General features: G+C 54.9%; 6 protein-coding genes. 4 read left to right on the top strand and 2 right to left on the bottom strand.

The features are described 5' to 3' along the window. Nucleotides 1-676 precede the first annotated feature (676 nt). The 3 genes from K239x_RS25505 (at nt 677) to K239x_RS25495 (ending at nt 8,164) form a co-directional block, all read left to right on the top strand. Nucleotides 677-2,080, top strand: a complete 1,404-nt coding sequence (locus K239x_RS25505; protein ID WP_145421122.1) for a hypothetical protein — start codon at nt 677-679, stop codon at nt 2,078-2,080. A gap of 421 nt (nt 2,081-2,501) precedes the next feature. After that, the gene (gene carB, locus K239x_RS25500; RefSeq protein WP_145421121.1) at nt 2,502-5,753 is read left to right on the top strand and encodes a carbamoyl-phosphate synthase large subunit; all 3,252 of its coding nucleotides are present in this window, start codon (nt 2,502-2,504) and stop codon (nt 5,751-5,753) included. A gap of 959 nt (nt 5,754-6,712) precedes the next feature. Then, nucleotides 6,713-8,164, top strand: a complete 1,452-nt coding sequence (locus K239x_RS25495) for a sigma-54-dependent transcriptional regulator (protein ID WP_145421120.1) — start codon at nt 6,713-6,715, stop codon at nt 8,162-8,164. Nucleotides 8,165-8,249: 85 nt separating this feature from the next. Here K239x_RS25495 and K239x_RS25490 read toward each other — a convergent pair whose 3' ends face one another. Beyond that, nucleotides 8,250-9,317 carry a tRNA dihydrouridine synthase gene (locus K239x_RS25490; protein WP_145421119.1) on the bottom strand — a complete coding sequence of 356 codons (1,068 nt, stop codon included), beginning with the start codon at nt 9,315-9,317 and terminating at the stop codon, nt 8,250-8,252. Nucleotides 9,318-9,367: 50 nt separating this feature from the next. On the opposite strand from K239x_RS25490, the gene K239x_RS25485 reads away from it, so the two are divergent. Next, on the top strand, nt 9,368-10,534 hold the full coding sequence (locus tag K239x_RS25485) for an aldose epimerase family protein (protein WP_473163552.1): 1,167 nt from the start codon (nt 9,368-9,370) through the stop codon (nt 10,532-10,534). Nucleotides 10,535-10,611: 77 nt separating this feature from the next. Here K239x_RS25485 and K239x_RS25480 read toward each other — a convergent pair whose 3' ends face one another. Then, a complete protein-coding gene (locus K239x_RS25480; protein ID WP_145421118.1) occupies nt 10,612-15,156 on the bottom strand; it encodes a PVC-type heme-binding CxxCH protein in 4,545 nt (1,514 codons plus the stop codon). Between the last annotated feature and the right edge of the window lie 180 nt (nt 15,157-15,336).

Raw genomic sequence — 15,336 nt, 5'->3', positions numbered from 1 at the left:
AGCTGAAATCCGGGTGTTAAGCTGTTCGCCGATCTGGCGGAGCAGCATGCTGATAAAGCCGTGATAGACGGCAAATTGCAGTGGCGTAGCACTGCCATCATGCGGCGCGGCAGTCTTGCCGCGGCGTCCGTGTCGGGCTTCGGTGTCCTCCTGACGGGAAGTGCGACCTAAGAGAACGGATCCCCTCGGGTGGTGTCGTTGGCTCGTTTTGTGGCGGAGTTGCGGGGCATGCAGTCTGGCACCGACGCTAGCTGGACTCGTTTAATTCGCCGGTGTGATCGTGCGGCTGAATAGGACAAGATGCTTAAAACATTGGTTTTTAGTGCTCGATCGGTCATCGCGGTCGCTTTTCAAGCGTCGCTCAAAAAGGCAGGATCGCAATTGAACCACGCGCTGCGACTTTTCCACCCTGATGGGAAAGAAAACAGGATTAGACTCTTGTTTTTACGGGGGGCAAGGGACTAGTTTCTTATGCGTATTGCTAGTCAGGCATTGGGCCGGCGGTGCACCACGGCGCATGCAGAACTTCGCATGCTTAGTGCACTTCGCACGCAGAGGTGCTGCTAGCGGCCAAGAGGGTAGAAACGCATCGACGGATGCCGTCGGCAAATGAGGGTGTAGGCGATTGAGAAAACACACGATCAAACGACGAAAGCGCCAGGCTGTTTATTTATCGATGGCGACGGCTGCGCTTTTGTTTGCGTTCATCGGAATCGTCACGGTTGACGTGCCTAGCAACGAAGCTTCGTTTTTAAATGCCAACGAGCGCGGACTGTGGTCAACCGTGAGCGTGATGGCTGACGGTGTTGATGCAACCAAGAGCGATGCCTGGCAGGAGGTCGCTGCAGAACCGGCATGCGTTGAATCGCAGGATTCCCCGTCGCCTTTCGCCAGCATGGTTGCGGCTTCCTATCAGGTGGTAAAGAAAGCGTTTCGGTTTTCACTTGACGATCAATCCGTTGTGACGACACGGATTGTGTTGGCGTTGGTGAATCTGCCGCTGCTGGCAGTCTTTTTTGCAGCGACGATTTTTACGATCGACCGAGTCGGTTGTACGAAATGGTCTCGGTTCACGGCGGCTGCAGCGACTTGTTTTGCGACCATGTTGTTGCCTCTGTCTGCTTCGCTGAACTATCAGCTGCCGGCAGCTGCCGCGACGGCGGCAACGCTTTGGTTGTACATGCACGTTTCCGATCGTCTGGAGCATTCTTATCAGCCATCGCACCGGATTTGGGTTGCTGCTGGATTCACGGCTACGATGGCAGCTGCTTTTCAGTTTTCGGCGGCGCTGATGTTGGTGCCTTGGCTATTGCTGTTTGGTCGTCTTGATCACGAAGAGATACGTCGCTTCCTGACGGGGAGTGCGATTGCGGGAGCATTTTTTGTTTGCAGTTGGATCGTGTACTTTACGTTGGTCGATCAGTCGCCAGTTCATCAAGCTGCGGTACACGAAACTGCGGTACACGAAACTGCGGTACACGAAACTGCCGTGCACGAAGTTACAGTGCATCGGGCCGCGGTCGGACAAGCCGGCTTGGGGCAAACGTCGGCGCATCCAATGGCTACGGATCAAGGTCAATCATTGTCGATGCAGGAGATTGCGAATGTCAGTCGCGCGGCCGACGCTGAGGTGCCAGCGACTGCTGCCGATTTGCGCGAGAGTCTGTCGGTTGTCGAGAGTATCTTTCATGCGATAGGTGGGCATCATGGACTGTTTTCGTTGACACCGTTGTGGTTGTTGTTGCCGATCGCGTTGGTGGCGGGAATTCGTTTTGAACCGTCCGAGTTTCAGGTGCTCGCATTCGCAGTGGCCGTCGTGTCACTGACTTGTCTTTTGTTTTGTATCGCAGCGCTGGTCTTTGGAAGTGAGAGTCGCTTGCCGCAGATCTATCCCAGTCAGTTGATCTGGATGACACCGTTGTGGCTGTTGATGATCACGCCGTTGATCGAGCAGTTTGAAGGGTCGCGTCATCGCCGCGTTTTGGTGATCGCGTTGCTGGGTATCAGCGTCGTGTCGGCGCTAGCGGCGTTTCCCTCGGCGTCCGCTTCGTCATGGCTGTATCGAGTTTGGCCGCTCTAGGAATCTGGCTGCTGCAGAAATCTGGCGGATGGAATGAGAGAAGGCATTGCCGTGGTGGGCTGTTGGTTCTGCCAGAGTGGTGGTGATCTAGCTCGGTGTTGAATTGAGCCTAGTGACTTATTTTTAGGCGGGATTTGGCAGCCAGGACGGCCTGCGGGGTGTCTTTCCGCATTCTCTTTTTCCCAAGCGGGCTGGTTGGGGCGAGTCCTTTCGCTAAGCCGGTGCGATCTGTTTGGCGTTGATTGAGCGGCAGTTCGTGGGCGTTGTGACAAATCGCGAATTAGCGTCCTCTGCGCTGTGCTGGTTTTTTGCTATTCTCTGCGGCAATTTGAACCGCTGGGCTATTGGCCTGAGACTGTGGCGGTTGGGATTGACTGAATTCTGCGATTTTTGCCCCTTTATCTACTGCTGGAATAGCTCCGTGCCACGTCGCGACGACATCAAAAAAATCATGCTCATTGGTAGCGGTCCCATTGTGATCGGCCAAGCTTGTGAATTCGATTACTCGGGGACTCAGGCCTGCAAAGCGCTTCGCGAGGAGGGCTATGAAGTTGTGTTGGTCAACAGTAATCCCGCGACGATCATGACCGATCCGAGCACGGCCGATTCGACTTATATCGAACCGCTGACTTGGCAGATGATCGAAAAGATTATCGCCAAGGAACGACCCGACGCGTTGCTGCCAACACTGGGTGGTCAGACGGGGTTGAATGCGGCGATGGATTTGGAAGCGAACGGGGTATTGGAAAAATACGGCGTCGAAATGATTGGTGCTCGCGCCGACGTCATTGCCAAAGCAGAAGAACGCGACAAATTCAAACTCGCGATGGAAAAGATCGGCTTGGATGTCTGCCTGGGCGAAACGGTTCAGACGCTTGAGCAGGCTCGCAAAGCACTGAAACTAGTTGGCCTGCCGGCTGTCGTTCGCCCTAGTTTTACGATGGGCGGATCGGGAAGTGCGATTGCGTACAACAAAGATGACTTCGACGCGTTGGTGCAAAATGGTTTGGACCAATCGCCGGTGACGGAAGTCTTGATCGAAGAATCGATCATCGGCTGGAAAGAATACGAAATGGAAGTGATGCGCGACCATGATGACAACGTGGTCATCATTTGTAGCATCGAGAACTTCGACGCCATGGGCGTGCACACGGGTGATTCGATCACGGTCGCGCCGGCGCAAACGCTGACGGACAAAGAGTATCAGCGCATGCGTGATGCTTCGATCGCGGTGATTCGCGAGATTGGTGTCGAAACGGGCGGCAGTAACATTCAGTTTGCGGTGGAGCCAAAGACTGGTCGCATGATTGTGATCGAGATGAATCCGCGGGTTAGTCGGTCCAGTGCCCTGGCCAGTAAGGCGACGGGTTTTCCGATTGCCAAGATCGCCGCGAAGTTGGCAGTCGGGTACCGGCTCTGGGAATTGCCCAACGATATCACCAAGGAAACCAAAGCGTGTTTTGAGCCGTCGATCGACTATGTCGTGACGAAGATGCCACGGTTTGCGTTTGAGAAATTTCCCGAAGCCGACGCGACTTTGACGACGCAGATGAAGAGCGTTGGGGAGACGATGGCGATTGGTCGGACGTTTCGAGAGTCGCTTCAGAAAGCCATGCGAGGTTTGGAAGTTGGCGCGTTTGGATTAGGCAGCGATGGCCGTGATGCATGGGGACGTGACGACCAGCCGGATCATGACACGATTCGGGCGCGATTGAGCACGCCCGGTGCCGAGCGGATTTTTTACATGCGTTATGCGATGAAGTCCGGAATGACGATGGACGAGATTTTTGAGTTGACCAACATCGATCGCTGGTTCTTGGACCACATGTTTCAGATCGTGGAGCAGGAAAACGAGATGATCGCGATTGGAGATTTGGCCAAGCTGAGCAAAGAGGATTTGCTGGCTGCCAAACGCAATGGTTTTTCGGATCGTCAGCTGGCAAAGATTTTTGGCTCGGACGAAATGGCAGTTCGATCGCATCGTTTGCAGTTGGGCATCAAGCCGGTCTTTAAGAGCGTGGATACGTGTGCGGCTGAGTTCGAGGCGTACACGCCGTATTTCTACAGCACTTATGAAGAAGAAACGGAGATCCGACCCAAGGGCGACAAGAAGCGAGTCATTATTTTGGGTGGTGGCCCCAATCGGATCGGGCAAGGAATCGAGTTTGACTATTGCTGTTGCCACGCCAGTTTTGCACTTCGCGAAATCGGCATCGAAAGCATTATGATCAACAGCAATCCGGAGACAGTCAGTACCGACTACGACACGTCAGACATCCTGTTTTTTGAACCGTTGACGATCGAGGACGTGCTGAATGTCTGCGATGCGACTCAGCCGGATGGGGTGATCGCACAGTTTGGTGGTCAGACGCCGTTGAATTTAGCGCGGGGTCTGCAGGATGCGGGTGTTCCCATTATCGGTACCAGCGTAGACACCATCGAAGCGGCCGAAGACCGCGAGCAGTTTCAGCAGCTGATTGATGAACTGGGGCTGAAGCAGCCGCCCAGTGGCATCGCCCGGAATATGGACGAAGCCCGCCGCGAAGTGAAACGCATCGGATTTCCGGCACTTGTCCGACCCAGCTTTGTGTTGGGCGGTCGTGCGATGGAAATTTGCTACGACAAAACGCAGTTTGATCGATACGTCGCTGAAGCATTCATCGTCGCCGATGGACAGCCTGTTCTGATCGACCGATTCTTGGAAGACGCGACGGAAGTCGACGTTGATGCTGTCTCCGACGGAACGGATTGTGTCATCATGGGCATCATGGAGCACATCGAAGAGGCGGGGGTTCACTCGGGTGACTCGGCCTGTGCGATTCCCCCGTTTAGTCTTACTCAGGATTCGCTCAAAGAGATTCGTGAATCGACCGTCAAGCTTGCCAATCGATTGAAAGTGGTGGGACTGATGAACATACAGTTTGCGATCAAGATCGAAGATGGCAAGCCATCGCTGTACGTTTTGGAAGTGAATCCTCGCGCCAGCCGGACGGTGCCATTCGTTGCCAAGGCGACCGGAGTAGCGGTGGCAAACATCGCGACGAAAGTGATGGCTGGAAAGACGCTCAAGGAGCTCGGCGTCACGGAAGAGCCCATTCCACGACACGTGTCGATCAAAGAAAGCGTGTTCCCGTTTCGCAAGTTTGCCGGCGTCGACATTGTGCTTGGCCCCGAGATGCGTAGCACGGGAGAAGTGATGGGCATCAGCGAACTGTTCTCGATCGCGTTTGCAAAAAGCCAGATCGCTGCCGGCGCTGTGCTTCCCGAATCGGGCAACATTTTCATCAGTTTGACGTCGCGGCATAAAGAAGCCGCGCTCCAGCTGGGGAAGAGTTTGAAGGAACTAGGGTTCAATCTACTGGCGACCGCTGGGACTGCTGAACGGTTGGAAGCTGGCGGAGTCGAAGTCACGCGTGTGAAGAAGATTGCTGAGGGCCACCCCAACTTGATCGACCATCTGAAGAATGGTGAAGTTCAGTTGATTTTGAATACGCCGAGCGGCAAAGGAGCACGAACCGACGAAGGGAAAATTCGTGCTGCTGCGGTTCAGTTTGGCGTGCCCTGTATTACGACACTTGCTGCGGCGGACGCCGCCGTCAATGCGATGCGAGCCATGCGTGAAGCGCCTATGGAAGTGCAGTCGCTGCAGAGTCGTTATCAGGAAGCAAACTAAGGGCAAGGCCTTGGCGAGCAGATGCGCGTATCGTGTTTTGCACGTGCGCGCTAGGCTAGGACTCCGATGAGCTGGGATTCTGAATCGGGATTCTATCCAGCCATTTCTTATCGACGGGCCGCCGGTTGGTGTGTGCGCGTCGAGCTGTCGGCAGAGTCGCCATCGGATGTTGCGAGCTTCCCGGAATTGCCGCAAGACTTCGTCGCTCGGGGGACACGCAGATGCCAAGCAGAGGCAATCGGCGCAAAAAGAGAGCCCCTGCGGATGGGGCAGCAAACCGCAGGAGCTCAGCAACACGAAGGAGCGGGGCAGAGCCCCTTCGAGTGATTTGGAATGAGACGGTGAGAGCCAAGCTTTCGCAGGTCGCTCACTCGTCTGATTGAAATATAGCTGTGTCGTTCTCGGATGCAATGCTTCGTGATCAAAAAAAACGACGCTTTCAGGCTTTTAGCAGGCAATCTTTTCGGCATTGTTCGGCGAACCTGCTTTGGAGACCCGCAAGGCATCCGTAACTAGAACAAACCATCATTTCATGGCACATTTCCGCCCTTATCTCCTGGGGGGAAGGGGCGGTCTCAGAGTGGCGGTGTACAAACAGGTTGTCCTGGTGAGCCGTTTTCGTAGCAAAGCGATGGCTCGAAAATCCGGTCGGGTTCTCTGTGCACAGTGTCTCCGTTTTGTCGTTCGTTGCAGCGGGGATCGCACCGTGGGCGATCAAATCGCAATGAGTTGTTTGAATCGCTGTGGCTCGGTTTCCCGATTTAGTATTGCTTCCGTGGATGCCAAATTTGGCGAGCGGGTCATTTGGACGTATCCGTCGGTTGGCTAGCTGAGATGCATCAAATGGAATAGCTTTTCCGGTGACGGTTTCGTTTGAACCGCAGTCCAACAATCGACAGCACTTCCCCTCCATCGCGGCATACCAACATCGGTATGCCCCAGTATTGAGTGAACTAGGCATGACTACTTTGAGTGACCCTTCTGCCGACGGTGAACCGGTTTCTGCTCGCGAATCGCTCCGCCTATTGGTCGTCGACAACGAAGCGGCTCACGCGCACGCGATGACGGAGAGTCTGGAAAAAATTGGCTATTCCTGCCAAGTCGCAACGAGTGGTCCGCAAGCGGCGAAGCTAATCGAGCAGGAAACCTACGACATCATTATCACTGACATGGTGATGAACGAAGTTGACGGAATGAAGGTGCTTAAGCTGGCACGTGAGCGTCTGCCGGACTGCGAAGTGGTGATGGTGACGGGGCACGCGACGGTTCCGGTGGCGGTGGAGGCGATGCAGTCAGGGGCGTTTAACTTTTTAGAAAAACCCATCACGCCCAAGCGACTGCGTGCGATCGTCGACAAGGCAGCCGATTCGGTCTCTCTCCGTCGTGAGAATACCGAACTGCATCAGCGTCTGGATGAACGGTTTGGTTTTGAAGGGCTGATCTACACTAGCAAAAAGATGCAGATACTAGTGGACCGACTGCGCCGCATCGCATCAACGGACGCGACCGTGTTGATCACTGGCGAGAATGGCACTGGCAAAGAAGTCATCGCTCAGGCGATCCATCAAAACAGTCCGCGGCGCAGCAAACGCATGCGTGCGATGAACACCGGTGCGATCGCCGAAAATTTGGTCGAGAGTGAGTTGTTTGGGCACGTCAAAGGATCCTTCACGGGCGCCGATTCAGACCGAGAGGGCGCGTTTCAGTACGCCAATGGCGGAACACTTTTTTTGGACGAAGTCGGCGACATGCCAATGAGCACGCAGATCAAACTGCTGCGAGTGTTGGAACAGAACCAAATCACCCGCGTCGGTGACAACAAACCGATCAAGGTCAATGTGCGTGTGATTTCGGCCACCAATCGGCCGCTGGAAGACATGATCAAGGAGGGCAAGTTTCGCGAAGACCTGTATCATCGATTGAAAGTCGTGACCGTTGAGTTGCCGTCGCTTCGCAATCGCGCCGAAGACGTTGTGCCGTTGATGGATCACTTTCGCAAAATGTTTTTGAAGCGTCACGACAAATCGGCGGCGCATTTTACGCCGGCCGTGACCAAGCGGTTCTTTGGCTACGAATGGCCCGGCAACGTGAGGCAGCTTCGTAACTTTGTCGAAACCATGATCGTTTTGGATATCGATGGAAAGTTAGACATCGATGATTTGCCCCCGGAATTGGCTGATGAATCCAGTGATGACGAAAGCGTCACAGTCTTGCCTTTGGCGGGCGAATCAGACTTGGTTGGCCAGTCGCTGAGCGTGATCGAAAAATGGGCCATCGAAGAAACGTTGAAGCTGACCGGCGACAATCGCGAGGAAGCTGCCAAGATGCTGGGGATTGGTGCCCGCACGCTGTATCGTCGGTTGGACCAATACAAGAAAGACGAAGACGACGCAGCCGCGGCTGCCGAGTGATATTACCGATTCGATTGGCTATGCAGGCTGGCGAATCGAGTGCAGCTGGCGAGTGAGATGCAGTGATCGAGGCGGGCAGCGAGTGTTAGCACTCTTCCTGCGATCCGTGGCATTCACGCGGGATGTAACGGCCGGGAGCGTCGACGGCGTAGTGCTCGGCGATCACGGATTCAAAGTCTTCGCGAGTTCGCATTCTGGTGAAGCCCAGACGGACGGTTTCAAAATCGCAATGACACTGTGAGTACTTGATGCAAAATTTTCGCATCAGCAATGGGGCTCGCTCTGCCGTGTACGTTTCTTCGCAGAGCAGGAAATGCTCGCGCATGACAGCGGCTTGTTGGTGCAGCGACGGCGGGGCTGGCAACGGATCGCCTTTGGCCAATGCTCTTGCCTGTTGAAATATCCAAGGGTTGCCGATTGCGCCTCGGGCAACAGTCACCCCATCGACTCCGGTCTGCTGGATCATTCGCAGCGCGTCGGCGGCGGAAAACAAGTCGCCGCTGCCCAGGATATTGATTTGATCGCCAACGTGTTGTTTGACTTCCGTCAAAAACTCCCAGCGACTCGGACCAACGTAGCGTTGCTGGACGGTTCGGCCGTGAACGGTTGCGGCGGCCAGTCCCGCATCGACGGCACCATCCAAAATTTGAAAAAACTGGTCACGTGACTGCTGCGTGTCGTCGATTCCGCGTCGCATTTTGACGGTCACGGGAATTTCGTCGGGCACGACATCGCGTGTTCGACGCAAGATTTCGACCGCTACTTCTGGCTGAGACAGATGAAATCCGCCGCGGCACCGACCGAGCACTTTTTTGACGGGACATCCGAAATTGACATCGATAATGTCAAAACCGGCTTCGACCAGTTTAAGTGCTCCCGCCGAAAACTGTTCCGGTTCGGCGCCCATCAATTGGCCACCGACGGGGTGTTCGTCGGGATGGATGTCCAGAAAGTGCTTTGTCTTTTGCCGTTTGCTGAGCGCCAGCAAGAACTGGTCCAACATGACTTCGCAAATCGTGTAGTCTGCGCCATGTCGTGTAGCGATAAGTCGCATCGGCAAATCGCTGTAGCCCGACAACGCTGCTTGCACGACGGGGAATCCGATCGTGATATTGCCAATTTGTAGTGGTTTGATTTGGAACGCGGTGGTCATCGGTCTGGCGAAGGCTGCGGCGAAAAGAATGAAAGCGTGAATGAATTGGCGTGAAGAAACAGGTACGGTACACCAGCGGAGCAAAAAACGGCATTATGTACAAACTGAAAACTTTTGCGATTGCGATGTTGTTCGCGATTGCGACTCCCGTGACAAGCGTCCATGCCGAGCCTCCTATGCAGATTTCCACCAGTCCTTTCGGAACGACCCCCGATGGCCAGAAGGTCAGCCGCTATACACTGACCAATTCCCATGGTCATAGTGTTTCGGTCATGAATTTTGGTGCCACGCTATTGGATGTCAATGTTCCTGACCGAGCTGGCGAGCTGGCTAACGTGAATTGGTGCTTTGACGAATTGCAGCCCTATCTGGATGGTCATCCTTATTTTGGAAGCACGGTCGGTCGCTTTTGCAATCGCATTGGCAACGCCAAATTTACGATCGATGGCAAAGAATTTCCGCTGACGGTGAATCACGGCAAGCACATTTTGCATGGCGGTAAAGCCAACTTTGCGTACCAGTATTGGGAAGGCGAGACGTACGAATCCGACGATCGCATTGGAGTTCGTTTTCGGTTGACCAGTCTGGATGGGCACGAAGGTTTTCCAGGAACGCTGCAAACTGTCTGTGATTACAGTTGGAACGATGACAACGAACTGACGATCCAGTTTTCGGCGACGACGGACGCGCCGACTCACGTCAATTTGACGAACCATAGCTACTGGAATCTTGGCGGCATTGGGAGCGGTTCGGCCATGGACCACGTGGCGACGATTCATGCCCAGGAACTGCTGGATGTCGACGATGACTTGATTCCGACAGGTAAGCTAAACAGCGTTGACGGCACAGTGTTTGATTTCCGCAAGCCGACTGCGTTGGGCGATCGGGTTGAACAATTGCCTGCGACCAAAGGATACGATCACTGCTATGTGGTCGATGGTGACTTTGGTCAATTGCGACCGGCAGCTTCGGTAGTGGACCCTGATTCGGGGCGTATGTTGGAAATCGAAACGACCCAGTGCGGCATGCAGTTGTATACGGCCAACCACTTGCCAGGCAACGAAAAATCCGCCGGCGCTGGCGGACATGATGCGTTTTGTTTGGAGACGCAGCACTATCCCGACGCACCCAACAAACCAAGTTTTCCAACGACGTTGCTAAGCCCTGGCGAAACGCTCACCGAAACCACAGTGCACCGGTTTGGCGTCGCAAAGTAGGCAGGACTGGATTCACTGAATCAGCCAGCAGGGTTGGCCGCCAGTCGGGAATCTTGCTGCTCTGGTAGGGGCGTCCGCTACTTAAGGCTGCGTAAAAACATGACGACGTCGGCTAGTTCGTCTTTGCTGAGAGCGTCGTCGAGTCCCTTGGGCATGATCGAAACGCTGCTGGGTTGAACTTGTTCGATTTCGTCACGCTGGATGTCGATCAGTTCCCCCGTGGATTGCTGAATTGTCATCGTGCTGGACGTTTCTTTTGTAAGCAGTCCGACGATACTTTTGCCATCGTCGGTCAGTACGTTCAAGGTTCCGTAGTCGCGGACGATGCTGGAGGACGGCAGCACGATTGACTCAAGCAAATCCGACGCACTGCGGTTTGCTCCGATCGTGGTCAAGTCGGGGCCAATGCGTTTTCCCTGATCGCCAACGCGGTGACAGGTGCCGCATTTGGCTTTGTCTGAAAAGAAGACGGTGCGACCACGATCCGCATCGCCCTGATGGAGATTCTTGGCGAACAGTGATAGTTGGTCCTGTTTAAGTTGACGGTGCATTTTCAGCCGATCTAGCAAACCGTTGGCTGACGTTAGAGTCTCCGGAGGAAACCGTTTGACCACATCGCTCACTTCGTTTTCGGGCAACGTTAAAAACGAGTCGGCTTTGCTGAGCGTTTCTAGGAATTTCGCGATTGATTCGGCGTTGCGAATCCGGCCGTACGGTCGGATCAATTCTCGCAGCAATTGCGGTGGCGCTTTGGCGAAATGTGGAGTGAGTTCGATCAGTTGAGCGGGGGGCACGCGTGCGGTCGGTAGCCACTGAGCGACGGTGACTGCATCGTTGGGCATCGTGGAATCCGCCAGAATTTGATTCACAAGCGACATCATCGCCGGTGTCGGCGGCGCAGGTTGGGTCTGCATTGCACGCAGTGCCGCCAAGCGAAGTGCTGGGCGATGGCGACTGTCGTTGGATAAAGCGGTGAGCTGATCGTCGAACTGATTGGTACTTAAGGCGTTGATCACATCTAACGCTCGGCGGATCCGCGTCGGGTCATCGGCGGCCAGCTCGCGTCGCAGTTCGGGTTGCCAGCTAATGTGAAGTTTCAGACCGGGCGTTTTCGCCAGACCTTCAAAACAGAGTCGCTGGATCTCCGGTGAACGGGTCGAGTGAATTCGTTCTCCTAATGCTTTGGCGACGTCCGAGTCATTGGCTAATCGAGCAATCAGAGCGGTGGCGATTTCAGGTCGTTGGATCAGTTGTGTTTCGTTTGCGAGCCAATTCAGCAAGAGAGACTTCGTCTGGATGGCCCAGTCGGGGTGATCGGTCGTGATTTGGAGTGCCAGGGATCGCAGCGATGCGTCGTTCGACTCCAGCAGTGGCACAACTTGCTGCTGCGACAGTTCTCCGTCGTCGGATTGGTCGATCGCGATCAACGCACGTCGAGCGAGTTGAGGATCCGTCTGGGCCGCCGTCAATGTGATCGCTGACGAAAGTTCCTGAGGGCGATTGAGCTGAATCAATGCATAGATGCACGCGTGTTCTTCACTGCGATCGACTGAGTTTTTCAATGCGTGAAGCAGCGGTTCGAGTGCTTTCTGGTCGCCCAGTTGACCAAGCGTGGCAGCGGCTTCGCGTCGAACCGCTGGAGAGGAGTCTTTTAGAAGTGCGAATAGAACTGTATTGTCCACTTTGCACTTTGCTTGTCCCAACGCGCGACAGGCGAACTGCCGAATGTTGGCGATTTTGTCCTGGAGTGCTGGGACAATCGCCGCGGTTGCTTGAACGGAAGTTTCGTCACGCTGCGACAATCGCAAGAGTACTTTCAGACAATTCATCCGAACGCGAATGTCGGCTCGCACGACGTAGTTTTTCAGAGTTGGCAAGAACGCCGCACCACGCCGGACGCATTCTTCGATCGCTTTCTGGCGAACGGCAAACCGAGTGTCATTGAGCAGACGTGCCATTTCCAGGTCTGTCTTTGAACCCCAGTCGATTTGTGAACCACGTGGGTCAACCATTGGCGTCATGCCATCGCGGCGAATGCGGTAGATGCCGCCTTGCAACTCGGGTTTGGCAAACTGAGAAGTCGGGCAGCCGCGATAAAACCAACCGCCCGTGTCGACCACCAGCAGGCTACCATCGGCGTCTTCGATCACATCGGTCGGATGAAAGTCGCGGCTCGTCGATGAGAGGAATTCTTGTTGCGTCGCTGACCAAGTTGATCCGTCTCGCTGCATCTGAAGGCGGACGACTTTGCCATGATTAAAGAACGTCGCGAACAGATTGTCTTTCCAAGTGTGGTCCATGACTCCGCTTCGGTAGCGTGTCATGCCCGAAATGGCGACGTGCCCAAAACGATGCGCTGGCCCCAGGAATTCGCCGGTCGTTTTAAGTTCGTCGCGGACTTTTTCGCGATGCGGATAGGCTCCGCCGTGTAACCAGTGAGTCAAACAATCCACTCGCGGCCGGGTGTACATGATGTTGACGGTTCCCAGCACGTCGCCGGAATCCATCCAGTCGACTTCGACCGGATTGTCCATGCCACCGCCGGCCAAGATTTGCACATCCGATCCGTCAGGCAAGCAAGAAAAGATGTACGATCCTTCGCGTTGGCTGACCACCACGCCTGCTTTGTCTTTGAATTCGTGGCCATGAAATCCGTCGCACCAATACATGCGGCCATCGGGTCCGAAGAAGCATCCGTGAATACTGGCTGCGTTTCCGTTGTAGCCAAACTCTCTGACGATTGCTTTTCGTTGATCCGCGACACCATCATTGTTTGTATCGGTCAGCTTCCAGATACAAGGCGGTGACGCGACATACAGCGAACCATCATGCCAGGCTCCGCCCATGGGAAACGTCATTTTGTCTGCAAAGACGGTCGACGAATCGAATCGGCCATCGCCGTCGCTGTCGGTCAAACGATGAATCGCATTGGGAAGTTGTTCTTCCAGTTCATGGTTGGTTAGGTTCACGCCCGAGTTGTTGCAGATAAAGAGATGCCCGTCGTCGTCGAAACATCCCAGCGTTGGATGGGTGACCAACGGTGGTCCGGCTACCAGTTCGGCCGAGTATCCATCGGGGAGGGAGAAAGGTGGTGGCTTGAAACCGTCTGGCAAAGGCGGCGGCTGCACGGCGGTCAGCTGCGAGATTTCTTCGTCGATGCCAGCGTGGATTCGAACCTGAGAAGTGCCGCCGTTGTACATGTCGTACTTGGGAACCGAGTGACGATCAAAGAAACCCTGGAGCTGCTGCTGCATTCTGAAGCGAGTGTGTTCGTAATTGGCATCTTGGATCAAATTGTTAAATTCTTCCGCGTCGTTCTTCAAATTGTAAAGTTCATGCGGACCATTGGGGTGCCGATGCACGTACTTCATGTTCTCCGTACGAACACAACGCAGATTTTCGTATTCGTAGTAAATCGCGCGCGGAACTTGAGCTTTGCTGCCACGCAGAAGGTGCGACAAGTCGATGCCGGGCGATTGCGGCGCGGCCGGAACTTTTTCGCTCAAACCCAGGTGCCCCAGCAGCGTTGGCATTAGGTCGTAGTTGGCGATCATTTGAGACGACCTCTGGTTGGCTGTGATCTTGCCAGGGTGACGAAAAATCAAAGGGATTCGCATCATGCCATCCCGCGCGGTCAATGGACGAGTGTGGTCGCCCATGCCGTAAAACCCGCCGTGGCCGCCAACCCAGCCTTGGTCCGCGACGAAGATTATGATCGTGTTGTCGTCGATGCCCGCGTCTTGGAGCGTCTGCATGACGGTACCGACACCGTCATCGACGCCGCTGACTTCCGTGGCGACTCGCCGATTTGAAATCGGATTGTTGATGTAGTCGCGGTTGCTGAATTGCCAGGGATGCGTTGGCTGGTTGGGAAACGTCGTCATCGGTTTGTCGCGATAGTAAGCTGCGTGTCGATTCTGGCCTTCGCGAAGCAACAGGCGGCTCAACGCGTAAGGGCCGTTGTAGGCCAAGAACAAAAAGAAAGGATCGTCCGATTTGGCTTGTTCTGAAATGAACTCTACCGCGTGGTCGGTCCAGAAGTCCGTCAGGTACTTTGGCTCGGTCCGCTGCTGGCCGTCCTGGATCACCTTGGCTCCATAGAACGTGCTGGTTCCGCCGTGGGGCATGGTGATCCAATAGTCGTCGAATCCTTCTTGCGGTTTGGCATTGCCGCCGAGGTGCCATTTTCCGACTAATCCACAGGCGTAGCCTTCGTCGCGAAGGATCTCGGGGAGGGACGTCAGCGTGTCCAACGTGCACCTGGCGTCGGGGCCGGTTTGTAGCCGGCCGCCCGAAAGAAAAGAGTGCACGCCGTGTTGCGATGGCATCAGGCCTGTCAGGCAGGTCGCGCGCGTGGGCGAACAGACTGGGTTGGATGCAAACGCCTGCGTGAACAAAGTTCCCTGCGTCGCCAACGCATCAATGTGCGGGGTGCGAATTTCATTATTTCCGTAGCAACCAAGCGTCCAGGCGCCGTGATTGTCGGTCATGATCAAAACCACGTTCGGGCGTGGCTTCGCAGTGTCAGCAAAAACTTGATTCGGTGCTTTGCCAACAACAAGGCCGGCTAGCAGTGCCAAGCCCATCAAGGGACGTGTAGCCAAACCAAAAAGACGGTGCATCGACGGACTCCCGCCGCAAGGGCGATCGAGTATCGGCTGGTAAACGGTCCAGTCTCAGCCGTTGGCTTGGCACGTAGTCAGGTACCGCGCCGATCAGATTGGCACCGCGACCTACAAAGAGCCAACGATTGAGACTACCGCAAAAAAACATCATAGCTGTCCGAATTTTCACTCACCACA

This window comes from Stieleria marina (assembly GCA_007741555.1).
GTDB lineage: Bacteria > Planctomycetota > Planctomycetia > Pirellulales > Pirellulaceae > K23-9.
This window is presented reverse-complemented; position numbering and strand designations above follow the sequence as displayed.